Below are 23867 nucleotides of genomic sequence, written 5' to 3'. Positions count from 1 at the left end.
CAGTCACCGAATCAGTTATCTGACACTACGCCTTCACGAGCAAGCCCGCTCCCACAGGGGGACTGTGCACGTCGATAGATCTAGGGTTCGACCTGGGTCCATTGTTTATTCAGGCGCTTATCGGAAATCGGCACTTTCGTTCCCAACTGCTGGGCGAACAGCGAAACCCGATATTCCTCCAGCCACCAGCGATACAACTCAAGCTGTGGATCGCGTTTGCCTTCCTGGGCATGCTTGGCGGCGCGGGCCTGGTATTGGGCCCACAAACCGGCCAGTTCACCGCTCCAGACCCGATCCTTCTGCAGTTGCGCGCCCAGTTTTTCAAAACGCTGCTCGACGGCTTTCAGATAACGCGGCAGCTCCTTGAGCCATTGCATCGGCGTTTCCCGCACGAACCCCGGGTAAACCAGATGACTGATCTGTTGCTTGATGTCATTCAACGCCACGGCTTGGGCCAGATCGATCTTGCCCTTGAAGCGCTTTTGCAGGCCATGCCAGATCTTCAGAATCTCCAGCGTCAGCCGCGCCACGCGCTCGGCGTGTTCGGTCCAACTGCCACGCTTGCGTTCGGCCAGCGCCGCCAACCCTGCACCGTCACGCGGCAACGGGTCTTCGCCGTCGAGAATGCAACTGTCGAGACTGGCCAGCAGAATGTCTTCGACCAGCGCATCGACCCGGCCCAGTTCACGGTAGAGCAAGCCCAGTTCGGTCTGCCCCGGCAACTTGCCACGCAGGAATTTGGCCGGTTCGGCCAGTTGCTGCATGAGCAAGCGCTGCAACGCACGACGATGCTGGAACTCGGCTTCGGCCGGGGTCGAGAACCGCCCTTCCTTGACCGTGCCGCCCTCTTCCACCAGCGCTGGGTAGACCGTCATCGACAGCCCGGCAATTTTCTGCTGAGTTTTTGCTGCCACCGGCGCGAAGACTTTCGCCTCCACCGGCTGCTGACTCTTGGCACTCTGCGGCACGGCCAGTGCGGCCTGACTGGCTTCGGCGAAACGCGCAGTCAGTTCGGCCAGATCCCGTCCTTCGCCAAGGAATTTGCCTTGGCCGTCGACGATTTCCAGGTTCATGCGCAGATGCCCTTCGACCTGCTGCGCCGCTTCCGCCCACGCCTCATCGCTGACCCGCGCACCGGTCATGCGCAACAACTCGCGCCCCAACGCCTGGGGCAGCGAGCCCTCGGCGAAGGTCATGCGTTGCAGCGCAGCCTTGATGAAGTCCGGCACCGGCACGAAGTTCTTGCGCAACGCTTTGGGCAGATTGCGCACCAGAGCGATGCACTTGGCCTCGATCAGCCCCGGCACCAGCCATTCCAGACGCTCCGGCGGCAGCATCGGCAGCAACGGCGCCGGCACCCGCAGGGTCACGCCGTCACGGGGGTGATTGGGTTCGAAGTGATAACTGAGCGTCAGTTCCAGATCACCGATGTGCAAGGTATCGGGGTAATGCAGCGCGGTGACTTCACTGGCCTCGCGGGCCAGCACGTCTTCTTCGCGCATGATCAGCAGTTGCGGGTCTTTCTGGCTGTTGATCCGGTACCAACTGTCGAACGTCGCGCTCTGGTGAATCTCCGCCGGCAGCCGCGCATCGTAGAAGGCGTACAGGGTTTCTTCGTCGGCCAGAATGTCGCGGCGACGGGCCTTGGCTTCCAGTTCATCGAGCTGTTCGAGCAGTTGTTTGTTGGCGCTCAGGCACTTGGCTCTGGACTGAATCTCGCCCCGCACCAGACCTTCGCGGATAAACAGCTCACGCGAAACCACGGGGTCAACCGGGCCGTAATGAACCGGTCGGCGCCCGACCACAATCAGCCCGAACAGGGTGATCTGCTCGAAGGCCACGACCTGGCCGCGCTTCTTCTCCCAGTGCGGTTCGAAGTGATTTTTCTTGATCAGATGCCCGGCCAGCGGCTCGATCCAGTCGGCGTCGATCTTGGCGACCATGCGCGCATAGAGCTTGGTGGTCTCTACCAGTTCGGCGGTCATCAGCCATTGCGGACGCTTCTTGCCGATGCCCGACGACGGGTGAATCCAGAAACGTCGCTGACGGGCGCCGAGGTAATCGCCGTCCTCGGTTTTCTGGCCGATCTGGCTGAGCAAACCGACGAGCACCGCTTTGTGCAGTTTCGGGTAATCGGCTGGTTCTTTATTGAGGCTCAACTGCATGTCGCGGCAGATCAGGCTCAACTGGCGATGGGAATCACGCCACTCGCGCAGACGTAAATAGTTGAGGAAGTTCTTGCGGCACCAATTGCGCAACGGGCTGGCGGTCAGCGCCTGGCGCTGTTCTTCAAAACCACGCCACAGATTGACCAGGCCGGCGAAGTCGGAATCGACATCCTTCCATTGCGCGTGAGCCTGATCCGCCGCTTGCTGGCGCTCCGGCGGACGCTCGCGCGGGTCCTGAATCGACATGGCACTGGCGACGATCAGCACTTCCTGCAAGCTGCCCAGTTTCGCCGCTTCAAGCAGCATGCGGCCCATGCGCGGGTCGACTGGCAGGCGCGCCAACTGACGGCCGAGCGGGGTCAACTGACTGTTGCGATCCACCGCCGAGAGTTCTTGCAGCAGGTTGAAACCGTCGCTGATCGCCTTGCCGTCCGGCGGCTCGATGAACGGGAACGCAGTGATTTCGCCGAGGCGCAGATGCAGCATCTGCAAGATCACCGCCGCGAGGTTGGTGCGCAGAATCTCCGGGTCAGTGAATTCCGGGCGACCGAGGAAATCTTCTTCGCTGTACAAACGTATGCAAATGCCCGGCTCGACCCGGCCGCAGCGGCCCTTACGCTGGTTGGCGCTGGCCTGGGAAATCGCTTCGATCGGCAAACGCTGAACCTTGGCGCGGTAGCTGTAGCGGCTGATGCGCGCAGTGCCGCTGTCGATCACGTAGCGGATGCCCGGCACGGTCAGCGAGGTTTCAGCGACGTTGGTCGCCAGCACGACGCGACGGCCGGGGTGCGACTGGAAAATCCGCTGCTGCTCGGCCGGCGACAGGCGCGCGTACAGCGGCAGAATCTCGGTGTGTTTGAGTTGGGCCTTGCGCAGCATGTCGGCGGCATCGCGAATTTCGCGCTCACCGGGCAGGAACACCAGCACATCGCCTGGGCTGCGACGTTCGCTGCGCTCGTAGGCGGCAATTTCGTCGAGGGTGGCGAGGATTGCCTGATCGACGGTCAGGTCGTCCTCAACGCGGTTGCCCTCCTCGTCCTGCTCCAGGGTCAATGGGCGATACCAGGTGTCCACCGGGAAGGTGCGGCCGGAGACCTCGACAATTGGTGCGTCATCGAAATGCTTGGAGAAACGCTCCAGGTCTATGGTGGCCGAGGTGATGATGACCTTCAGGTCGGGACGGCGCGGCAGCAGGGTTTTCAGATAACCGAGCAGGAAGTCGATGTTGAGGCTGCGTTCGTGAGCTTCGTCGACAATGATCGTGTCGTAGCGTTCCAGATAGCGGTCGTTCTGGGTTTCCGCCAGCAGGATGCCGTCGGTCATCAGTTTGATCAGGGTGTTGGAATCGCTCTGATCTTCGAAGCGTACCTGGTAGCCCACCAGCGACCCGAGCGGCGTCGCGAGTTCTTCTGCGACGCGACTGGCAACACTGCGGGCAGCGATCCGCCGTGGCTGGGTGTGGCCGATCAAACCGTGTTGGCCGCGACCGATTTCCAGACAGATTTTTGGCAACTGCGTGGTTTTGCCCGAGCCGGTTTCGCCCGCGATGATCAGCACCTGATGCTTTTCCAGCGCCTTTTTGATCTCGTCACGCTTGGCCGCAATCGGCAGGCTGTCGTCGTAACGAATCACCGGCAGGCTGGCCTTGCGCGCCAGCACTTGATCACAGGACGCCTGCATGCGCGCCACCCACTGGGCCAGCTTGGCCTCGTCTGGCTTTTTGCGCAGCTCAAGCAACTGCCGCCGCAGCCGGTGGCGGTCGGCGAGCATGGCGTGGTCGAGGTTTTTCAGCAGTTTGTCGGTGGAGGGCGATTCTTCGGTCATCGGGTACGCAATTCAGTCGTCTAGTGGCGCAGGGTGGCGATTGTCGCAGAAAAGCAGCTACAAGCGGCAAGCTACACGCCGCAAGTTGAATCAACTGCTGGCCTGAAGCTTGTCACTTGCCGCTCGTCGCTGCTGTTATTCGTTATCCAGGCCCTTGCGCCGGTACGGGAAGACGTCGATGACCTTCCCTGCCCGAATCGCCTCCTGCAGGCTCTTCCAGTAATCGGCGTTGTACAACTCGCCATGCAACTGATCAAACAACTTGCGTTGACCGGCATCGGCGAACAGGAACGGCGGAAACTCTTCGGGAAACACATCCAGCGGCCCGATCGAGTACCACGGCTCTGAAGCCATTTCATCCTCTGGCGTGCGCGGGGTCGGGATGTGGCGGAAGTTGGCTTCGGTCAGGAAGCAGATTTCGTCGTAGTCATAGAACACCACCCGCCCGTGACGGGTGACGCCGAAGTTCTTGAGCAGCATGTCGCCGGGAAAGATATTCGCCGCCGCCAATTGCTTGATCGCCAAGCCGTAATCCTCCAGTGCCTCACGCACCTGCGCTTCGTTGGCGTTCTCCAGGTACAGGTTGAGCGGGGTCATGCGCCGTTCAGTCCAGCAGTGGCGGATCAGCACAGTATCGCCTTCCACCGACACCGTGGACGGCGCCACTTCCAGCAATTCTTCAAGGCACGCGGGGTCGAACTTGCTCAGCGGAAAACGAAAATCGGCAAACTCCTGGGTATCGGCCATGCGCCCAACCCTGTCGACACTTTTCACCAAGCGGTATTTCTCGATGACCGTGGCGCGGTCGACGTTTTTCGACGGTGAGAAACGGTCCTTGATGATTTTGAACACGGTGTTGAAACCCGGCAGCGTGAAGACGCTCATCACCATGCCGCGCACACCCGGGGCCATGATGAACTGATCGTCGGTGCTGGCCAGGTGATTGATCAGCGCGCGATAGAACTCGGACTTGCCGTGCTTGTAGAAACCGATCGAGGTGTACAACTCGGCGATGTGCTTGCCCGGCAAAATGCGCCGCAGAAAGCCGATGAACTCCGCCGGCACCGGTACGTCGACCATGAAATACGAACGGGTGAAGGAGAAGATGATCGACACATCGGCTTCATCGGTGATCAGCGCATCGATCTGAACCCCACGCCCTTCGCGGTGCAGCAGCGGAATCACCAGCGGCCATTGCTCGTCGCGGGTGTAGATGCGCCCGACCAGATACGCGCCCTTGTTGCGATACAGAACCGAAGAAAACAGTTCGACGCTCAGTTCCGGATCCTTGCAGACCCAGTCCGGCAGGTTCTCGCGCAATTGCGCTTCGAGGCGGTGCAGGTCACCGGGCAAATCGGCGTAATCCTCACCGAAACGGTAGTCGGCAAAGATACTCGCCAGCATCCCGGACAACTGACCTTGCGGCTTGTAGGTGCGGGTTTGCGCGGCGCGTGCTCGGCGCAGGCTCGGCCGGGTGGTGTGGATGAACATGCAGCCGTCGCTGATCAGGTCATGGCTGAACAGCCCGCAGAAAATCGAGTTGTACCAGGTCTCGGACAGCTCATCGTCGAAGCGCAAATCGATGACGCGGATGTAGGCGCTTTTCACCAGTGGCCAGCCATTGACGTCCATCAGTGCTTCGTCGTCGAAATGTTCACGCAGCCGGGCGATGGTTTCGCCGACCTTGTCTTCGTAGAGGTTGATCCGCGCCGCCGAGGCCGTCTGGATCTCCTGCCAGCGCGCCTGCTCGAAGCGCTCCCGGGCGCCGTCAGTGATCCGACGGAAATGCTCGCGGTAATCGTCAAAGCCATCGAGGATCATGCGGGCGATGTCGGGGGCTGGCCATTGCTGCGGCATAGATGAGACCTCTGCGTGCATTCGGAATGCCTGAGCTTAGCCACGGAACCGGCCGCAGGTGAAGTGCAATTTGTGCCAAAACCGCGTCGTGGTTGCACATGACAGGAATTATTCGTTGCCGGCGTCAACATTGAACCGGTCGGACCAAAGTTAAATGCCCCAATAGCGGTTGCCATCGTCAGGGCGCTCGGCAACACTCTCGTCCCGATAAAGGAAGGAGTGTCACCGTGAGCCCCGTCGATATTTTCCGCATGCTGTCGCTCGCTGCTATCTGGGGCGCGAGCTTCCTGTTCATGCGCATCATCGCGCCAGTGGTCGGTACGGTGCCGACCGGGTTTTTGCGGGTATCGATTGCCGCTGTCGGTCTGGTGGTGATCCTGGGGTTGATGCGCGTGCGCTGGGATTTCAAAGGCAAACTGAAAACCGTGATGCTGCTGGGCGTGATCAACTCGGGCATCCCGGCCACCCTGTATTCGGTCGCGGCCCAAGTATTGCCGGCCGGCTATTCAGCGATTTTCAACGCCACCACCCCCTTGATGGGCGTGCTGATCGGCGGACTGTTCTTCAGTGAAAAACTCACCGTGGCCAAACTTGGCGGGGTATTCCTCGGACTGTTCGGCGTCGGCGTGCTGACCCGTGCCGGCCCCGTGGCGTTTGACCTGCAATTGCTGATGGGCGCCATTGCCTGCCTGCTCGCGACCACGTGTTACGGTTTTGCAGGATTTCTCGCGCGACGCTGGCTGGATCAGGCAGGTGGACTGGACAGTCGCCTCTCGGCCCTGGGCAGCATGCTCGGCGCGACGCTGTTCCTGCTGCCACTGTTCGGCTACAGCGTGATCACCGCACCACCGGCAAATTGGGGCGGCTGGAGCGTGTGGCTGTCGCTGCTGGGCCTGGGCCTGGGCTGCACCGCATTTGCCTACATCATTTACTTCCGTCTGCTGAGTTCCATCGGCCCGGTCAAGTCGATGACCGTGACCTTCATGATCCCGCCGTTCGGCGTGTTGTGGGGCGCGTTGTTTCTCGATGAGCCGCTGTCGATGGCGCACATCTATGGCGGGGTGTTGATTGCACTGGCGTTGTGGTTGGTGCTAAAGCCGGCGGTGGTCAAATCTGCCCGAGCCGCCGCGCAGTAATTCAGCAGATGCAAAAAGGCCCGGGCATCATCTCCCGGGCCTTTTTTTACGCAAGGTTTTATGCGGTTTTACGGAACACAAACGCCAGGCCAACGATGATCAACAGCATCCCCAGCACACTCAGCGCGGCCAGGCGATTGCCGAAGATCAAATAATCCATCACCGCCGTCACTGCCGGTACCAGGTAGAACAAACTGGTGACATTCACCAGATTGCCCCGGGCGATCAGGCGATACAGCAACAGTGTCGCCAGCACCGACACCACCAGGCCCATCCACAACACCGGCACGATAAAACCTGCGCTGTGTTCAAAATGAAACGGCTGGAACGGCACGAAAACCCCACACAACAACAGCCCGGCCAGGTACTGCACCGGCAATGTGCCCAGGGGGTTGTCGGTGATGCGTTTCTGCATGATCGAACCCAGGGTCATGCTCGCCAGCGCCAGCAGGCCAAACAGCATTCCCGCCCAGGACATCCCGGCCAAACCCATCCCCTGATAAACCACCATTATCAGACCGGCCAACCCCAGCGCCAGACCGAACAGCCGGCTTGCCGAGCGCTGCCGCTCCATCAAGACAACGGTGAGAATCGGCTGCACGCCCATGATGGTTGCCATCACGCCCGGGGTTACTTTGGTGTTCAAGGCCAGCAGATAGAAGATCTGATAAGCCCCCAGCAACACCACGCCTGTGGCAATCGCAAACAGCATCGGCTTGCCGCCCTTGGGCCGTTTCAGCTTGAGCAACGGAATCAGCAGCACCAACCCGCCCAAAGCAATGGCAAAGCGAATCAGCAGGAACGCAAACGGTGAAGCGTGGGCCAGGCCCCATTTGGAGAAGATCGCGCCGCTGCTCCACAACAACACGAACAGGCTCGTGGACATCGCCGCAAGCGCGGTTTTTTTCGAAAGGACAAACATGAATACCACCTGTAGTCAGGCAAATAGCCAACTCAGCCGAGGCTGAAATTCAGTAGTTTTCTGGCGGGCGCAAGGGTCAGCAGAGAATGCTGATCAGCCCGAAACGCCAACGCCCGGCGGTGCTACGACTGCGCACACCGGCGTGCTACTGACAGGTGGAGAGTAATGACTGATCTGCTTGGTCTGCTGATTCCCGCACGGCACGACGCCAGCGTTGAGCGCTGAATCGACTACCGCGTTGATGAGGGATGCAGGCATTTGGGCAGATCTTTGTTTGAGGGTGGCTGGGTGAGTCGTTGGGCTCACGATGGCCGACTATAACCAGCGCGGGACATGGATTGCAATGATTTTGGCTGCGTGTCGGTAGCGACAGATTCAAGGGCATTGCTTCGGCCAGACATGGCTCGCAAGCCATATCGACGAGTATCGAAGACGAACCAAGCCTCCTTGCCGACTGTCCTGTTTGCCTGTATTCCGAGATAAAAAAAACCGCTCACAAGGAGCGGTTCTTCGTTTCGGGTTCGGCCTCAACCAAACAGCCAATACCCGAGTAACGTCAACACCACCACCGCCAGGATCGGGCGCATCACGCGGTAGGCTTTCGGATTGCGGCGCTTCCACTGCTTGACCACACCGCTGAACCTGTCGCTGAAGTTCTTGCTCCAGGCGTAAGCCTGGTTGATGCCGCCAACGCGTTCGTCGTCGAGGTTCTGCGGCGCAGTCGCACGGCCCAGCCACCCACTGATAAAGCGGTTGATGCGGGTCATCAGGCGATTGCTCAACGGTCGCTCGATGTCGCAGAACAGGATCACGCGGGTCTTGTCGGTTTCGTTCTTGACCCAGTGCACGTAGGTCTCGTCGAACATCACGTCTTCACCGTCACGCCATGCATAGACCTGACCGTCGACAAAGATCCGGCAATCGTCGGAGTTCGGTGTCGACAAGCCGAGGTGATAACGCAGAGAACCGGCAAACGGGTCGCGGTGCGGGTTCAAATGGCTGCCGCCCGGCAGCAGCGCAAACATGGCGCCTTTGACGTTGGGGATGGCACTGACCAGCGCCACGGTTTTCGGGCACAGGGTTTCGGCAGATGGCAGCGGTTTGTCGTACCACTTGAGGTAGAAACGCTTCCAGCCCTTCTTGAAGAACGAGCCAAAACCGGCGTCGTTGTTCTTCTCGGCAGCGCGAATGTAGCCCTCGTCAAACAGGTGCATGGCCTCGTCGCGGATGGTTTCCCAGTTATCGCGCAGCACATCCAGTTCCGGGAATTTGCTGCGATCCAGATAGGGCTTGGACGGCACGCCGGAGAACAGGTACATCAGGGCGTTATACGGGGCGAACAGCGCCGAGTGGTTGACGAACTGACGCAGTACCGGCAAACGCGCCTTGCCGCGCAAATGCACATAGAGCGTACTGCCCACAAACAGCAGCAACACCAAAGCCTTGGCGGTAAACGAAAAGGTCATCAACAACTCCCAGGAAAAAGACAACGCTACGCCATGCCACGTACCCGGCATGGCAGCCGGCCATGATAAACACTACTGGCCAAGGGAAAAACCCATCCAACCCAAGATTCAGTGTCAAGCCTTGCGCAACAAAGCCTTCAATAACATAACGCCCTTGAATCCTGGCTGATCTGAATCAATCCGCTTACTGCTGGTTCTCCTGCTCAGTGAACAGATCACTGAACAGCATGCTCGACAGATAACGCTCACCCGAGTCCGGCAAAATCACCACGATGGTCTTGCCCTGCATCTCGGGGGTCTCGGCCAATCGCACGGCCACGGCCATCGCCGCACCGCAGGAAATGCCGCACAGGATGCCTTCTTCCTGCATCAGACGCAGCGCCATGGCTTTCGACGCTTCGTCGGTGACTTGCTCGACCCGGTCAACCATCGTCAAATCGAGGTTTTTCGGCACGAACCCGGCACCGATACCCTGAATCTTGTGCGGGCTCGGCTTGATCTCTTCGCCGGCCAGCGCCTGGGTGATCACCGGCGATGCCATAGGCTCCACGGCCACCGATAGAATCGGTTTGCGTTGGGTATTCTTGATATACCGCGAAACACCGGTGATGGTTCCGCCGGTACCGACCCCGGCCACCAGCACATCGACCGCACCGTCGGTGTCATTCCAGATTTCCGGCCCCGTGGTTTTTTCGTGGATAGCCGGGTTGGCCGGGTTATCGAACTGCGCCGGCATGAAGTATTTGCCGCAATCACTGGCAACAATTTCTGCCGCTTTTTCAATGGCGCCTTTCATGCCCTTGGCGGGCTCGGTCAACACCAGTTCGGCGCCAAGGGCCTTGAGGACTTTGCGACGCTCAATGCTCATCGATGCCGGCATGGTCAGCATCAATTTGTAACCACGAGCGGCCGCCACGAAGGCCAGGCCAATGCCCGTATTACCCGAAGTCGGCTCGACGACGGTCATGCCCGGCTTGAGTTTGCCGCTGCTTTCGGCGTCCCAGATCATGTTGGCACCGATCCGGCACTTGACCGAATAACCGGGGTTGCGCCCCTCGATCTTGGCCAGGATGGTCACCCCACGCGGCGCAATGCGATTGATCTGCACCAGCGGCGTGTTGCCGATGGAATGGGCGTTGTCAGCGTAAATACGGCTCATGGCTGGGTCCTTATGCAGCATTGAATTCAGCGCTCAAAGGTATGCCTGTTACCCATCACAGTCCAGTCGGGTCGAACGTCTGCGGCGCATGACAGTCCATCGCTTTATATCGTTTAGGAAATGTCGCCATGAAGCGTCGTTATAGCTGGCCGTTATGGACTCTCGCCACGATTGTCGTGCTGCTGATCGCACTGCACATCGCCCTGCCCTACCTGGTGCGTGACTACCTGAACGGCAAACTGGCGGACATGGGCGACTATCGCGGCCAGATCACCGATGTGGATCTGGCACTGTGGCGTGGCGCTTACAAAATCAACGGCCTGAAGATCGTCAAGGTCGACGGCAAGGTGCCAGTCCCGTTAGTCAATGCACCGCTGATCGATCTTTCCGTGAGTTGGCACTCGCTGTGGTACGACCATGCCGTGGTGGCCGAGGTGCAATTCATCAAACCCGAAGTGAACTTCGTCGATGGAGGCAATAAACAGGACTCCCAGACCGGTAAAGGCACCGACTGGCGTGAGCAACTGGGCAAACTCCTGCCGATTACGCTTAACGAAGTGCGGATCAGCGACGGGCGGATCAATTTCCGCAACTTCAATTCCAAACCACCGGTGAACATGAATGCGACAAATGTCGATGCCAGCCTCTACAACCTGACAAACGTGGTCGACACCGCAGGTAAACGCAACGCACGCTTCGAGGGCAAAGCGCTGTTGTTAGGCCACGCGCCTCTGGAAACCACCGCGACCTTCGATCCACTGAGCAACTTCGAAGACTTTGAGTTCCGCCTGCGCGCCCGTGATATCGAACTCAAGCGCATGAACGACTTTGCCTCGGCCTATGGCAAGTTCGACTTCAACGCCGGCCATGGTGATGTGGTGATTGAGGCCAAAGCCGAAAACGCCAAACTTACCGGTTACATCAAGCCGCTGCTGCGCGATGTCGAAGTGTTCAACTGGCAGCAGGACGTGGAAAACAAGAACAAAAGTATCTTTCGTTCGGTCTGGGAGGCACTGGTCGGCGGCACTGAAACCGTGCTTAAAAACCAGGGCAAGAATCAGTTCGCCACCAAAGTCGAACTCAGCGGTAACGTCCATCAGCAAGATATCAACGCGTTCGAAGCGTTCTTGCAGATTTTACGCAATGGATTCATCCAGGCGTTCAACGCGCGGTATGAGCGACCCAAGCCGGATGCGGGTTAGTGTGTTTGGGGCAGCTTCGCAGCCATCGGGGACGAATCCCCTCGCCACAGGGGTGTTTGTCTGGCCCGAGACCAAAACCCAGTCAGCATGTGACGCTCCATTCAGAGACTGAATAACCCGTCTGCGTTCACAGTCGACCGGGGGGCGCGTTATAGTCGGGCATCCGATTATTTCGCCCCCGCCCTGCCCGTTCAGGTCGGCGTTACCGTTCGAGGATTAGCAGATGAAGTTCGAAGGCACCCAGGCCTACGTCGCCACCGATGACCTGAAGCTGGCGGTCAACGCCGCCATCACCCTGGAGCGGCCGCTGCTGGTCAAGGGTGAACCGGGCACCGGCAAGACCATGCTCGCCGAGCAACTGGCCGAGTCGTTCGGCGCCAAGTTGATCACCTGGCACATCAAGTCCACCACCAAGGCCCATCAGGGCCTCTACGAGTACGACGCGGTCAGCCGTCTGCGCGACTCGCAACTGGGCAACGAAAAAGTCCACGATGTTCGCAACTACCTGAAGAAAGGCAAACTCTGGGAGGCATTCGAGTCCGAAGAGCGGGTCATTCTGTTGATCGACGAAATCGACAAGGCCGACATCGAGTTCCCCAACGACTTGCTGCAAGAACTCGACAAGATGGAGTTCTACGTTTACGAGATCGACGAAACCATCAAGGCCAAAAAACGCCCGATCATCATCATTACCTCCAACAACGAGAAAGAACTGCCGGACGCCTTCCTGCGCCGCTGCTTCTTCCACTACATCGCCTTCCCCGACCGCACCACCCTGCAGAAAATCGTCGACGTGCATTATCCGGACATCAAGAAGGATCTGGTCAGCGAAGCGCTGGACGTGTTCTTCGACGTGCGCAAGGTTCCGGGCCTGAAGAAGAAGCCGTCGACCTCGGAACTGGTCGACTGGCTGAAGTTGTTGATGGCCGACAACATCGGTGAAGCGGTACTGCGCGAACGCGATCCGACCAAAGCGATTCCGCCGCTGGCCGGTGCGTTGGTGAAGAACGAACAGGACGTGCAATTGCTTGAGCGTCTGGCGTTCATGAGCCGTCGCGGCACCCGCTAAGAGGCTGATGCCATGCTGCTCAACCTGTTCAATGAAATGCGTGCAGCCAAAGTGCCGGTATCGGTGCGCGAACTGCTCGATCTGATCAACGCGCTGAAACAGCGCGTGACCTTCGCCGACATGGACGAGTTCTATTACTTGTCCCGGGCGATTCTGGTGAAGGACGAACGGCATTTCGACAAGTTCGACCGTGCGTTCGGCGCCTACTTCAATGGCCTGGAAAAACTCGACGATCACTTGCAGGCGCTGATTCCCGAAGATTGGCTGCGCAAGGAGTTCGAACGTTCGCTGAGCGACGAAGAGCGCGCGCAGATTCAGTCACTTGGCGGCCTGGACAAGCTGATCGAAGAGTTCAAAAAGCGCCTGGAAGAACAGAAGGAGCGCCATGCCGGCGGTAACAAATGGATCGGCACCGGCGGCACCAGCCCGTTTGGCTCCGGCGGCTTCAACCCGGAAGGCATTCGCGTTGGCGATGCCGGCAAACGCCAGGGCAAAGCGGTAAAGGTCTGGGATCAGCGCGAGTACAAGAACCTCGACGATTCCGTGGAGCTGGGCACGCGCAACATCAAGGTCGCCCTGCGCCGCCTGCGTAAATTCGCCCGTCAGGGTGCGGCGGAAGAGCTGGACATCGACGGCACCATCGATCACACCGCCAAGGACGCCGGCCTGCTGAACATCCAGATGCGCCCGGAACGGCGCAACACCGTGAAACTGTTGCTGCTGTTCGACATCGGCGGCTCGATGGATGCCCATGTGAAAACCTGCGAGGAGCTGTTCTCGGCCTGCAAGACCGAGTTCAAACATCTTGAGTACTTCTATTTCCACAACTTCATTTATGAATCGGTGTGGAAAAACAACATGCGCCGCACGTCCGAGCGTTTCGCCACTCAGGACCTGCTGCACAAGTACGGCGCCGACTACAAAGTGATCTTCATCGGCGACGCGGCCATGGCGCCTTATGAAATCACCCAGGCCGGCGGCAGCGTCGAGCACTGGAACGAAGAGCCGGGTTATCTGTGGATGCAGCGCTTCATGGAGAAGTACAAGAAACTCATCTGGATCAACCCGTACCCGAAAGATACGTGGGGCTATACCTCGTCGACCAACATAGTGCGCGACTTGATCGAAGATCAGATGTATCCGCTGACGTTGCGCGGCCTGGAAGAAGGCATGCGGTTTCTGTCCAAGTAAAAATACTCGATGCCCTGAAAGGCAACAGCCTCAACACTGTCGCCTTTCAGGGCATTTGGCGAAGACTCTTTACCAGTTCAACGCGATATAGGCTTTGCATAGCCTGTTCATAAATCGAGTGTCTTGTACCTCTGGGAGTACAGCACCCGGTTTTTTCTTGCTGCGCCTTTTTTTGCCCGGCGTAATGGCTTCGGTCCCGCGAATTTCCAGCTCTGCACTCCTCGCCCTCGCGGCATCGGTTTGCGGACTGAGGAACACTTCGTTGTTGACTTGACCGTCTTCTGTCAAAAAGCGGAACTTCACCTTTGTTGCGATACCGTCCGTGGCGTGCCCCTCGGCAACAAGCTCCATGGATTTGCCGTTCTGATCGCCGCGATGGTTCCAGTCAAACATACGCTTTATATCGAGGCTGGCACTCGACATGAATCGTTCGATTCGACCCACCAGTTCTTCGCAATGGATGCTGTCAGCACTGAGCCTCTGCACATTGCCAAAGCGATTTATCTTCACCTCATAAACAGCGTCAACTTCGGCGCGATCATAAAAACCGACAATACGGCTTCCGACACTGACGCCACCTTCGGCCCCCTCTTGAGCAACGACTTTCATATAACGCATCTGTAACTTCCTTGTTTGAGATAAGGCTAAATAGTTCCACACGCTCCAGGGAAGTGCTGTAGGGCAATGTACTTAGAAAGAAAGGAAGCATCTCGCAACTCAGTCTGAAACAGCCAATTTCACAAGTAGGACTTCAGATAGTCGATGTGTTTTTTCCAGCCATTTTCTTGCATCACAGGCCGCAATCTCACCTTCGCCCCCGGCAGACACTGCGCCAGGCTCGCCAACGCCAAGGGCGTCAACGCTCCCAACCGGGGATAGCCACCGATGGTCTGTCGATCATTGAGCAACACGATGGGCTGCCCGTCGGGCGGCACCTGCACCGCGCCAAGAGGAATGCCCTCGGAAATCATCGGCAAGCCCTGATACTGCAACGCCGTGCCCAGCAAACGAATGCCCATGCGATCGGCGCGACTGTCCAGTGTCCAGTCACTGTTGAACACATCAAACAGACTCTGCCCGCTGAATTGACCGATCTGCGCACCCAGCACCAGATCAAGCGGCGCATTCAGCCGCAGATCCGGTCGATGCTCCAGTGGCACCTCCCGAACCAGAAAGGTTTGCCCCTGATAGCTCAGCGTCGCCCCTTTGGCCAACGGCAGGCCCATGCCATCAAGACCGCCAAGTCCCTCGCGCACAACCGTGCAATGGCTGCCAAGAACCCTGGGCGCATCAAATCCACCGGGGGCCGCCAGATAAGCCCGAGCCCCGAGCAGCGGCCGGGTGAACTGCAACGTCTGTCCTTTGTGCAATTTGAAACTGCGCCACGGCGCCAACGACTGGCCATCGATGTTCGCGCCCAGATCAGCCCCCGCCAGCGCCAGCAGGCAATCTTCTGCTGCCTGCACGGTAAATCCGCCGAGGGTAATTTCGATCACCGGCATGTCCAGATCATTGCCCAGCAGCCAATTGGCCCAGTTCATCGAGCGCCAGTCCGTCGCGCCGCCCTGAGTGACGCCCAGATGTCGCACACCAAAACGCCCAGCGTCCTGCAACAGACATAACGGCGTACTGGCTTCAATCGTCAGTTGGCTCATGCCAGTGCCTCCTGCGGGGTGTCATCACCACCCAGACGGATGAACTCGGCACGGCTCACCGCTTCGAAACGCACGGTGTCACCGGGCTGCATCAGGCTGTACCCGTCGCGATGACGGTCGAACAGTGTCGCCGGGGTGCGGCCGATCAGGTTCCAGCCGCCGGGGGACACCACCGGATACGCGGCCGTCTGGCGCTCGGCGATGCCGACGCTGCCGGCGGCGACTTTCTTGCGCGGGGTGTTCAGGCGTGGTGCGGCCAGAATGTCTTCGACCAGGCCCATGAAGGCAAACCCCGGTGCAAACCCAAGGGCGAACACCTGGTATTCCCGGGCACTGTGACGACGGATCACCTCCTCCACCGCCAGCCCGCTTCGCTCAGCGAGCAAGCTCAGTTCCGGCCCGACGCTCAAGTCGTACCAGACCGGCAGCACATGGCTCTGGCCGTCGGTTCGCACATTCGGCGAGAGGTCGATCAACGCCTCGGCAATCAATGCCCGAGCCTGATTAGGACTCAGGGCCAACAGATCGTAATGCACCATCAGTGTGGTGTAGGACGGCACCAGATCGATCAGTTGCGGGCCGAAGCCCGCACGCAAGCGCTCACTGGCGGCGAGCATCCACGGCATGTTGGCCTCGGCGATGTCATCGAACAGACGCAGCATCAGACAATCCAGCGCCACGACTTCAATCCTTGGGTTCATGACGCGCTCTGCTGGTTCAAGGCCTCGCGGATGCGTTGCACGGCAGCCACCGAGCTGGCGTTATCGCCATGCACACACAGGGTGTTGGCGTGCAGGTACAACGCGCTACCGTCGCTCGCAGTGAGGGGGCCCCCGCTGGCAATGGTCAGGGCTTGTTCAATGATTGTGTGCGCAGCGTGATGCACCGCACCCGGCAATTGCCGCGAGACCAGTTTGCCGGCGCTGTCGTAGGCGCGGTCGGCGAAGGCTTCGAACCACAGGGTCACGCCGTATTCGTCCCCGAGCTGCTGCGCTGCCGAGTTGTCACGGGAGGCCATCAACATCAATGGCAACGTCGGGTCGTAAGCGGCAACCGCCTGAATCACTGCGCGCAACTGTGCCGGGTTGGCCATCATGTCGTTGTACATCGCGCCGTGCGGTTTGACGTAACTGACCCGACCGCCCTGCGCCTTGCAAATGCCGTCGAGGGCGCCGATCTGGTAATGCAGGATGTCTTGCAGTTCCTGAACGGAATACACCATGGAGCGCCGGCCGAACCCGACCAGATCCTGATAGGCCGGGTGCGCACCGACCTGCACGCCGTGGCTCAGCGCCAGGCTAACGGTTTTGCGCATGATGCTCGGGTCGCCGGCATGAAAGCCGCAGGCCACGTTGGCGCAGTCGATGAAGGGCATGACCTCGGCGTCCAGACCCATGGTCCAGTTGCCGAAACTCTCGCCAATGTCGCAATTCAATAGCAGGCGGCTCACGGTGAACACTCCTGTAGCTTCTTGTCTTTTTATCCGTAGGACATTTGCCGATTGGGCTGTCCCCGCAGGTTATCAGTTACTGCGCATCGAGTTGCTTGCCGCGAGTCTCCGGCAAGCTCAATGCAGCAAGAATCACCACGCCGTAGGACACTGCAGCGAAGGCACCGATGCCCATGCTCAATGGCACTTTCTGGCTGAGCAGACCGATCAGCAATGGAAACAATGCCGCCAGCGCCCGGCCGATGTTGTAGCAAAAGCCCTGGCCGGAACCGCGAATCCGCGTTGGAAACAGCTCAGTGAGAAACGCGCCCATGCCGCTGAAAATCCCCGAGGCAAAGAAGCCCAGCGGGAAGCCCAGCCACAGCATCACACCATTGCTCACCGGCATCTGCGTATAGAGCAGAACGATGGTGAAAGAGCCGACGGCGAACAGAACGAAGTTCTTTTTACGGCCCAACAGGTCGGTCAGATAGGCGCTGATCACGTAACCGACATACGAGCCGACGATCACCATCGCCAGATAACCACCGGTGCCGAGCACGCTCAAACCGCGTTCATTTTTGAGAAAGGTCGGCAACCAGGACGTGATCGCGTAGTACCCACCCAGCGCACCGGTGGTCAGCAGTGAGGCGCGAATCGTGGTGAACAGCATGCCTGGCGCGAAAATCTCGTAGAACTTCGCCGGGTTTTCCGGGGTTTGTGCAGCCTTGGCCTGGCGATAGATCTCCGGATCCTTGACCAAGCGCCGAACGAAGATCACAAAAATCGCCGGGACGATGCCGAGGATGAACAGCGCCCGCCAGGCGTCTTCCGGTGGCAGTATCGAAAACAGCAGCGCATACAGAATCGCCGTCAGCCCCCACCCCAATGCCCAACCGGATTGCACCATGCCCACTGCTTTGCCGCGATCCTTGGCGCGGATCACCTCGCCGATCAACACGGCACCGGCGGTCCACTCGCCACCGAATCCAAAACCCATCAGGGTGCGGGCAATGAGCAATTGCTCGTAGTTCTGAGCGAAGCCGCAGAGGAAGGTAAAGAAGGCGAACCACAGCACCGTCAGTTGCAACGTGCGCACGCGCCCGATGCGGTCGGAAAGAATCCCGGCGACCCAACCGCCGATGGCCGAGGCGATCAGCGTGCTGGTGTGAATCAGCCCGGCTTCGCCGGTGGTGATGCCCCACATCGCAATCAGCGTCGGCACGACAAAGCTGAGCATCTGCGTGTCCATGCCGTCCAGACCGTAGCCGATCTTGCAGCTCCAGAACGTGCGACGCTCCTGTTTGTTGATGTTGCGATACCAGTCGAACGGGCCCGGACGCGCCGTTGCCGTGGGTGTATCGAGTGTGTCGGGAAGGGTATCGGGAGCACTCATGGCCAATCTCCGCAGGTTTTTTATTGGTCTTGTTCGAAGCCCCGACGACGCCTATCGTGGGAACCGGATGCGCCGATTTTTCGTCCCATGGCCCTGCTGCGTCCAACGAATAAAAACCCGCCTTAGGCATAAGAAAAATTTGTCACCCGAGCCTTGCCCATGAATCTGAAGTTTCTCGAGACCTTTGTCTGGGTCGCCCGACTGAAGAGTTTTCGCCTGACCGCCGACAAGCTTTTCACCACTCAGGCGTCGATTTCCAGCCGCATTGCGGTGCTTGAAAACGAGTTGGGGGCGAAGCTGTTTCTGCGCGATTCACGCGGGGTCAGCCTGACGCCCGAAGGCCTGAAAGTGCTCGAATATGCCGAGCAGATGCTCGACACCATGAGCGCGCTCAAGCAATCGATCGAAACCCGTTCGAGCCAGGTCGGCCGGGTGCGCATTGGCGTGATGGACACGGTCATCCACACATGGCTCAGCCCCCTGGTGGCGCACATGACCGACCTGTATCCACGGGTGGAAATCGAGCTGGTGGCCGATACGTCGCTCAACCTCTGCGATCAGCTGCAAAAAGGCTTTCTCGATCTGATCCTGCAAACCGACCTGGTGCGTCATGAAAGCGTGCGCAGTCTGGAGCTGGCCAGCCATCCGCTGGGCTGGATCGTGGCGAGCCATTCGATCTACAACCGCGACTTCTCAAGCCTTGCGGATCTGGCCCAGGAACGGATCATCACCTACTCGAAAAACTCCCGGCCACATCAGGACGTTCTGGCGTTGATGCAGGCCAACGGCGTGCTGACGCCACGCTTGAACTGTGTGAATTCGGTGTCGGCGATCACGCGTTTGTTGCGCGATGGATTCGGCATTGGCGCGCTGCCGCCGGTGTTGGTGGCCGAAGAATTGATGCGGGGGGAATTGACCTTGCTCGCCATCGACCAACGGCCATCGAACTTGCAGGTGGTGGTGTCGTGGCGGGTGGGCGTGGATTGGGTCGAGGAGATTGTGTCGTTGTGTCAGCAGGTGCTGGCAGGGTATGCGCGCGAGATGGGCGAGCGCTACATCACATTGACTGACTGAGCAGCGAGGGGATTTATCCCCTCGCCACAGCGACTGAACCCTTACAACCCGCGCACATCGCGGTCTTCGATAGGCCGGCTCTGGCGCAGGCGCTTGCCACCGAGCACCACCCAGTCGATCAGACGGAACAGGCATTCAATGCCGAACGACAACAGCAACGCCCCGCTCATGCCCCAGATCATCGCTTGCGGGGTCAGCAGAATCTGATAGCTGTAGCCGTTCCAGGTTTCCTTGCGAATATCCGGATCGGCAGCCAGCACCACTTGCAGGAAGCGGATGTACCAAGGCCCCTGCATCGCCTGGAACTGTTTATCCAGCGCCAGTTGACGATTGAGCAACGTGCTCAGGCTGTCGGCATCGCTGCGAAACACCGGGTCGTCACTGGCGCGGTAATGAGCGACCAGCGCCTGCAAGTCGCCCTTGAAGAATTGCTCGGCCGTGCCCTGGAAACCGCGCAGGCCGGTCTGCGCCTCGATCAGATGCGCCTCGACCCGTTTCGCGTAATCGTTGATGAACCCAGGCACCTGGACACCAATCAACAGGCCCGCCGCAAACAACACCAGCCGTAGATAACTGAGCAACATGGGGTGCAATCCTTATTCGGTAGTGCCCTGGCTTACGCATTCGCCGCGTCGCCACAGGCTCCATTGGCCCGGTTCGTAGCGGGTCCAGTTTTCATTTTCGGTCAAAGGCTCGGTGGCAATCACCGTGACCACGTCGTTGGGCGTGGTTTCGGCCTGGAAATCGACGATCACATCGACATCCTTCAATCGCGCCGGGCCGAACGGTGCGCGCCGGGTGATCTGTGCCAGTTTGGTCGAGCAATAGCAGAACAGCCAGTCACCATCGCTGAGCAGGCAGTTGAACACGCCTTTGCTGCGGTAGTCGGCGCACGCGGCGACCAGGTCGGGCAACAGCACTTCTATATCGACCGGTTCCGGAAACGCTGCACGCACGCGGTTGAGCAAATCACAGAATGCCGCTTCGCTGTCGGTATCGCCGACCGGGCGGTAGAAACTGTTGATCGGGGTGAAATCGGCGAGTTGACCGTTGTGCGCAAAGCACCAGTTGCGTCCCCACAGTTCACGGACGAACGGATGGGTATTGGACAGGCAGACCTTGCCGACATTGGCCTGACGAATATGGCCGATGACCACTTCGCTCTTGATCGGATAACGCTGCACCAGATTGGCCACTTCCGACTCGCAACTGGCGGCCGGGTCCTGGAACAGACGCAAGCCACGGCCTTCATAGAACGCGATGCCCCAACCGTCACGGTGCGGGCCCGTGCGACCGCCGCGCTGCATCAGCCCGGTGAAGCTGAACACGATATCGGTCGGCACGTTGGCACTCATGCCCAGTAATTCACACATGTGCGGGCTCTCGGGTTACAGACGCGGCTCGACCCGCATGCGCTGCGGATTGCTCGGCACTGGCGCACGGCCGTAGCGATCATCACCGGCACCGCCGAACGGTTGATCATCGTCGCGGTCATCCGCGCGGGCCGCAGCGTTGGCGGCTTTGGTGGCTTCAGCCTGTTCGCGGCGAGCGCGTGAAGCACGCTCGACCGGAAAGCGGATCAGCACGAAAACCAGGTAAATGCCAAAGGCGATCATGCCGTACATGAACAGGTCGGAAATCGCCCGCCAGGCGTTGTTGCCGACCTTGAATGCCAGATCCAGCGTGGTGATGGCAATGGCCGGAGCGACCTTTTCCTTCACCGGGTCAATGATGGTCGGACTGAACAACAGCACCGCCATCAAGACACGCAGCGGCTCGCGCAGCCAGCGCCACATCCAGCGGGTCAGGCGCATCCATACCAACAGGCAGCCTACAGCGGCAAAGGCGTAGAGGCCCCAGGCGATCAGATAGTCGTTCTCGGTCATGGTGTCCATGGCAAGGCAGGCAAAGAGGCGCTTATAGTAACGACTTTTCGCGCTTCAGGCTTGTCCCAATGCCAGACGGCCAGCCGCAAACATTGTGGGAGCGAGCTTGCTCGCGAAAGCGGCGGGTCAGTCAAACAGGTGTGATCTGGCAGAACGCCTTCGCGAGCAAGCCCGCTCCCACAGGTTCTGCATTGGCTTCATGCGCTGCGCAAAACCTCATTCCGTACATTGTCCGAGAGCCATTCATGCCCGAATCCGCCAACGCCATCAGTGCCCCGATTGCCCACAAGGCCGCCGGCGCCGACCCGTATGCCTGGCTGCAGGAGCGCGACACCGACGCGGTGCTCGACTACCTCAAGGCCGAAAACGCCTGGCAAGAGACGCAAACCGCCGATCAGGCGCCACTGCGCGAAACCCTGTTCGAAGAGATCAAGGGCCGGATCCTCGAAACCGACCTGTCCCTGCCCTCGCCATGGGGGCCGTATCTGTATTACACACGCACCACCGCCGGTGACGAATACGCCCGGCACTACCGCTGCCCGCGTCCTGCCGACGACAGCCTGACCCTAGACGAAAGCCGCGAGCAACTGCTGCTCGACCCGAACGTGCTTGCCAATGGCGGGTTCTTTTCGCTTGGCGCGTTCAGCATCAGCCCCGATCACCAGCGTCTGGCCTACAGCGTCGACGCCTCGGGCGAGGAGGTTTACACGCTGTTCGTCAAGGAGTTGGCCAACGACAAGGTCAGCGAACTGGCCTTCGAGGATTGCGACGGCAGCATGACCTGGGCCAACGACAGCCTGACCTTGTTCTTCGGCGTGCTGGACGACACTCACCGCCCACACAAATTGTTCCGTTACCGCCTCGACGGCACCGCTGCCGAAGAGGTGTTCAACGAAGCAGACGGACGTTTCTTCCTGCATTGCTATCGCTCCAGCTCCGAACAGCAATTGCTGCTGTCGCTGGGCAGCAAGACCACCAGCGAAGTCTGGGCGCTGGACGCCAATCAGCCGCATCTGCCCTTCACTTGCCTGGCGCCACGGGTCGAGGATCACGAATACGATGTCGATCACGGCCTGCTCGATGGCGAGCGGACATGGTTTATCCGCACCAACCGCGACGGCATCAACTACGCCTTGTATCAGGCGCCGGACACCGGCGTCGCACCAACGGAGGCCGACTGGCAGAACCTGATCCCTCACAGCGACAGCGTGATGCTCGACGACGTGAGCCTCAACACCCAAGCCATGACCCTGAGCCTGCGCGAAGGCGGCTTGCCGATCATCGAAGTTCACCCACAGGGGCTGGCGCCTTATCGCGTGCAATTGCCGGACGCGGCCTACAGCCTCTATGTGCAAAACAGCCTGGAGTTTGAAAGTGACCGGATTCGCCTGCGTTACGAGGCGTTGAACCGTCCGGCCCAAGTGCGCCAACTGATCCTCGCGACCGGCGAGCAAACCGTGCTGAAAGAAACCCCGGTGCTCGGCCATTTCGACGCCGACGCCTACGTCAGTCAGCGTTTGTGGGCGAACGCGCCGGACGGTACGCAAGTGCCGATCAGTCTGGTGATGAAACGCGAAATGGTAGGCAAACCGGTGCCGCTGTACCTGTACGGTTACGGCGCATACGGTTCAAGCCTCGACCCGTGGTTTTCCCATGCACGCCTGAGCCTGCTCGATCGCGGCATGGCCTTCGCCATCGCCCATGTGCGCGGCGGCGGTGAGCTGGGCGAAGCCTGGTATCGCGCCGGTAAGCAAGAACACAAACACAACACTTTCAGTGATTTCATTGCTTGCGCCGAGTTCCTGATTCTCAACGGCATCACCACGGCGCAAAAACTGGCGATCAGCGGTGGCAGCGCCGGTGGCCTGTTGATTGGCGCCGTGCTCAACCAGCGTCCGGATCTGTTCGGCGTGGCAATTGCCGAGGTACCGTTCGTCGACGTGCTCAATACCATGCTCGACCCGGATCTGCCGCTGACCGTCACCGAATACGACGAGTGGGGCAACCCCGAAGAGCCGGACGTCTATGAACGCATCAAGGCTTACGCACCGTACGAAAACGTCGCCGCGCAGGACTACCCGGCGACGCTGGTGATCGCCGGCTACAACGACAGCCGCGTGCAGTACTGGGAAGCGGCCAAGTGGGTGGCGAAGCTGCGCGCGACCAAAACCGACAACAACCCGCTGCTGCTAAAGACAGAGTTGGGCGCCGGGCACGGTGGCATGAGCGGGCGTTACCAGGGATTACGTGACGTAGCACTCGAATATGCATTTGTCTTCAAGGTTTTGGGGCTGGCCTGAGGAACTCCGTCGGTCACTTGGGTCTTAACTACAGACCCCGGCTGTCGATAACACACAAAACCCTGTGGGGGCTGGCCCGCCCCCACAGGGTTCGTGTAACGCCGAGCCCATGTGAAAACAAAAAGATCGCCAA

At 59.5% G+C, this 23867-nt stretch carries 20 protein-coding genes; 6 read left to right on the top strand and 14 right to left on the bottom strand.

Annotated elements, in window-relative coordinates:
- Positions 1 to 80: 80 nt before the first annotated feature.
- Positions 81 to 3992 carry an ATP-dependent RNA helicase HrpA gene (gene hrpA / locus AACY18_RS11265; RefSeq protein WP_339464886.1) on the bottom strand — a complete coding sequence of 1304 codons (3912 nt, stop codon included), beginning with the start codon at positions 3990 to 3992 and terminating at the stop codon, positions 81 to 83.
- A gap of 135 nt (positions 3993 to 4127) precedes the next feature.
- Positions 4128 to 5849, bottom strand: a complete 1722-nt coding sequence (gene aceK / locus AACY18_RS11260) for a bifunctional isocitrate dehydrogenase kinase/phosphatase (protein ID WP_339464885.1) — start codon at positions 5847 to 5849, stop codon at positions 4128 to 4130.
- A 227-nt stretch (positions 5850 to 6076) separates the two neighbouring features.
- On the opposite strand from aceK, the gene AACY18_RS11255 reads away from it, so the two are divergent.
- Positions 6077 to 6985: a DMT family transporter gene (locus tag AACY18_RS11255; protein ID WP_339431051.1), complete on the top strand. Its 909-nt coding sequence runs from the start codon at positions 6077 to 6079 to the stop codon at positions 6983 to 6985.
- A gap of 58 nt (positions 6986 to 7043) precedes the next feature.
- Here the strand turns inward: AACY18_RS11255 and AACY18_RS11250 are convergent, their stop codons facing one another.
- The 4 genes from AACY18_RS11250 to cysK all read right to left on the bottom strand — a co-directional run bounded on the left by AACY18_RS11250 (position 7044) and on the right by cysK (position 10532).
- Positions 7044 to 7907, bottom strand: coding sequence for a DMT family transporter (locus tag AACY18_RS11250; protein ID WP_339464884.1), 864 nt, complete (start codon positions 7905 to 7907; stop codon positions 7044 to 7046).
- Positions 7908 to 8000: 93 nt separating this feature from the next.
- Positions 8001 to 8165, bottom strand: a complete 165-nt coding sequence (locus AACY18_RS11245) for a hypothetical protein (protein WP_339464883.1) — start codon at positions 8163 to 8165, stop codon at positions 8001 to 8003.
- 269 nt (positions 8166 to 8434) lie between these two features.
- A complete protein-coding gene (locus AACY18_RS11240; protein WP_339431048.1) occupies positions 8435 to 9373 on the bottom strand; it encodes an aspartyl/asparaginyl beta-hydroxylase domain-containing protein in 939 nt (312 codons plus the stop codon).
- A gap of 184 nt (positions 9374 to 9557) precedes the next feature.
- Positions 9558 to 10532: a cysteine synthase A gene (gene cysK / locus AACY18_RS11235; protein ID WP_339431047.1), complete on the bottom strand. Its 975-nt coding sequence runs from the start codon at positions 10530 to 10532 to the stop codon at positions 9558 to 9560.
- A gap of 128 nt (positions 10533 to 10660) precedes the next feature.
- On the opposite strand from cysK, the gene AACY18_RS11230 reads away from it, so the two are divergent.
- The 3 genes from AACY18_RS11230 (at position 10661) to AACY18_RS11220 (ending at position 13994) form a co-directional block, all read left to right on the top strand.
- Positions 10661 to 11734: a DUF748 domain-containing protein gene (locus AACY18_RS11230; protein ID WP_339431046.1), complete on the top strand. Its 1074-nt coding sequence runs from the start codon at positions 10661 to 10663 to the stop codon at positions 11732 to 11734.
- A gap of 223 nt (positions 11735 to 11957) precedes the next feature.
- Positions 11958 to 12803: an AAA family ATPase gene (locus AACY18_RS11225; protein ID WP_007911294.1), complete on the top strand. Its 846-nt coding sequence runs from the start codon at positions 11958 to 11960 to the stop codon at positions 12801 to 12803.
- A 12-nt stretch (positions 12804 to 12815) separates the two neighbouring features.
- Positions 12816 to 13994 (top strand): vWA domain-containing protein, encoded by a 1179-nt coding sequence (locus AACY18_RS11220; RefSeq protein WP_339431045.1) that lies wholly within the window; start codon positions 12816 to 12818, stop codon positions 13992 to 13994.
- A gap of 69 nt (positions 13995 to 14063) precedes the next feature.
- On the opposite strand, the gene AACY18_RS11215 is transcribed toward AACY18_RS11220, so the two are convergent.
- The 5 genes from AACY18_RS11215 to AACY18_RS11195 all read right to left on the bottom strand — a co-directional run bounded on the left by AACY18_RS11215 (position 14064) and on the right by AACY18_RS11195 (position 18474).
- A complete protein-coding gene (locus tag AACY18_RS11215) occupies positions 14064 to 14612 on the bottom strand; it encodes a hypothetical protein (protein WP_339464881.1) in 549 nt (182 codons plus the stop codon).
- 119 nt (positions 14613 to 14731) lie between these two features.
- Positions 14732 to 15649, bottom strand: coding sequence for a 5-oxoprolinase subunit C family protein (locus tag AACY18_RS11210; protein WP_339464880.1), 918 nt, complete (start codon positions 15647 to 15649; stop codon positions 14732 to 14734).
- Positions 15646 to 16350, bottom strand: coding sequence for a 5-oxoprolinase subunit PxpB (pxpB, locus tag AACY18_RS11205; protein WP_339431042.1), 705 nt, complete (start codon positions 16348 to 16350; stop codon positions 15646 to 15648). The genes AACY18_RS11210 and pxpB overlap by 4 nt, the downstream gene beginning before the upstream one ends.
- Positions 16347 to 17099: a 5-oxoprolinase subunit PxpA gene (locus AACY18_RS11200; RefSeq protein WP_339431041.1), complete on the bottom strand. Its 753-nt coding sequence runs from the start codon at positions 17097 to 17099 to the stop codon at positions 16347 to 16349. The genes pxpB and AACY18_RS11200 overlap by 4 nt, the downstream gene beginning before the upstream one ends.
- A gap of 76 nt (positions 17100 to 17175) precedes the next feature.
- On the bottom strand, positions 17176 to 18474 hold the full coding sequence (locus AACY18_RS11195) for an MFS transporter (RefSeq protein ID WP_339431040.1): 1299 nt from the start codon (positions 18472 to 18474) through the stop codon (positions 17176 to 17178).
- Between the two features lie 159 nt (positions 18475 to 18633).
- On the opposite strand from AACY18_RS11195, the gene AACY18_RS11190 reads away from it, so the two are divergent.
- Positions 18634 to 19548 carry a LysR family transcriptional regulator gene (locus AACY18_RS11190; RefSeq protein WP_339464878.1) on the top strand — a complete coding sequence of 305 codons (915 nt, stop codon included), beginning with the start codon at positions 18634 to 18636 and terminating at the stop codon, positions 19546 to 19548.
- A gap of 41 nt (positions 19549 to 19589) precedes the next feature.
- Here AACY18_RS11190 and AACY18_RS11185 read toward each other — a convergent pair whose 3' ends face one another.
- Genes AACY18_RS11185 through AACY18_RS11175 form a run of 3 tightly spaced genes read right to left on the bottom strand, consistent with a single transcriptional unit; the run spans position 19590 to position 21443 of the window.
- The gene (locus AACY18_RS11185) at positions 19590 to 20132 is read right to left on the bottom strand and encodes a DUF2937 family protein (protein ID WP_339464877.1); all 543 of its coding nucleotides are present in this window, start codon (positions 20130 to 20132) and stop codon (positions 19590 to 19592) included.
- Positions 20133 to 20144: 12 nt separating this feature from the next.
- Positions 20145 to 20921, bottom strand: a complete 777-nt coding sequence (locus tag AACY18_RS11180) for a class II glutamine amidotransferase (RefSeq protein WP_339431037.1) — start codon at positions 20919 to 20921, stop codon at positions 20145 to 20147.
- Positions 20922 to 20936: 15 nt separating this feature from the next.
- Positions 20937 to 21443, bottom strand: coding sequence for an MFS transporter (locus AACY18_RS11175; RefSeq protein WP_339431036.1), 507 nt, complete (start codon positions 21441 to 21443; stop codon positions 20937 to 20939).
- Between the two features lie 236 nt (positions 21444 to 21679).
- On the opposite strand from AACY18_RS11175, the gene AACY18_RS11170 reads away from it, so the two are divergent.
- On the top strand, positions 21680 to 23734 hold the full coding sequence (locus AACY18_RS11170) for a S9 family peptidase (RefSeq protein ID WP_339464876.1): 2055 nt from the start codon (positions 21680 to 21682) through the stop codon (positions 23732 to 23734).
- Positions 23735 to 23867: the final 133 nt, after the last annotated feature.

This window comes from Pseudomonas sp. EA_65y_Pfl2_P74, assembly GCF_963970575.1.
Lineage (GTDB): Bacteria > Pseudomonadota > Gammaproteobacteria > Pseudomonadales > Pseudomonadaceae > Aquipseudomonas > Aquipseudomonas baetica_A.
This window is presented reverse-complemented; position numbering and strand designations above follow the sequence as displayed.

Bases quoted from the DNA above. Each gene is read 5' to 3' on its own strand.
- hrpA (WP_339464886.1), bottom strand. From the start codon at position 3,992: ATGACCGAAGAATCGCCCTCCACCGACAAACTGCTGAAAAACCTCGAC.
- aceK (WP_339464885.1), bottom strand. From the start codon at position 5,849: ATGCCGCAGCAATGGCCAGCCCCCGACATCGCCCGCATGATCCTCGAT.
- AACY18_RS11250 (WP_339464884.1), bottom strand. From the start codon at position 7,907: ATGTTTGTCCTTTCGAAAAAAACCGCGCTTGCGGCGATGTCCACGAGC.
- AACY18_RS11245 (WP_339464883.1), bottom strand. From the start codon at position 8,165: ATGCCTGCATCCCTCATCAACGCGGTAGTCGATTCAGCGCTCAACGCT.
- AACY18_RS11240 (WP_339431048.1), bottom strand. From the start codon at position 9,373: ATGACCTTTTCGTTTACCGCCAAGGCTTTGGTGTTGCTGCTGTTTGTG.
- cysK (WP_339431047.1), bottom strand. From the start codon at position 10,532: ATGAGCCGTATTTACGCTGACAACGCCCATTCCATCGGCAACACGCCG.
- AACY18_RS11230 (WP_339431046.1), top strand. From the start codon at position 10,661: ATGAAGCGTCGTTATAGCTGGCCGTTATGGACTCTCGCCACGATTGTC.
- AACY18_RS11225 (WP_007911294.1), top strand. From the start codon at position 11,958: ATGAAGTTCGAAGGCACCCAGGCCTACGTCGCCACCGATGACCTGAAG.
- AACY18_RS11220 (WP_339431045.1), top strand. From the start codon at position 12,816: ATGCTGCTCAACCTGTTCAATGAAATGCGTGCAGCCAAAGTGCCGGTA.
- AACY18_RS11215 (WP_339464881.1), bottom strand. From the start codon at position 14,612: ATGCGTTATATGAAAGTCGTTGCTCAAGAGGGGGCCGAAGGTGGCGTC.
- AACY18_RS11210 (WP_339464880.1), bottom strand. From the start codon at position 15,649: ATGAGCCAACTGACGATTGAAGCCAGTACGCCGTTATGTCTGTTGCAG.
- pxpB (WP_339431042.1), bottom strand. From the start codon at position 16,350: ATGAACCCAAGGATTGAAGTCGTGGCGCTGGATTGTCTGATGCTGCGT.
- AACY18_RS11195 (WP_339431040.1), bottom strand. From the start codon at position 18,474: ATGAGTGCTCCCGATACCCTTCCCGACACACTCGATACACCCACGGCA.
- AACY18_RS11190 (WP_339464878.1), top strand. From the start codon at position 18,634: ATGAATCTGAAGTTTCTCGAGACCTTTGTCTGGGTCGCCCGACTGAAG.
- AACY18_RS11185 (WP_339464877.1), bottom strand. From the start codon at position 20,132: ATGTTGCTCAGTTATCTACGGCTGGTGTTGTTTGCGGCGGGCCTGTTG.
- AACY18_RS11180 (WP_339431037.1), bottom strand. From the start codon at position 20,921: ATGTGTGAATTACTGGGCATGAGTGCCAACGTGCCGACCGATATCGTG.
- AACY18_RS11175 (WP_339431036.1), bottom strand. From the start codon at position 21,443: ATGGACACCATGACCGAGAACGACTATCTGATCGCCTGGGGCCTCTAC.
- AACY18_RS11170 (WP_339464876.1), top strand. From the start codon at position 21,680: ATGCCCGAATCCGCCAACGCCATCAGTGCCCCGATTGCCCACAAGGCC.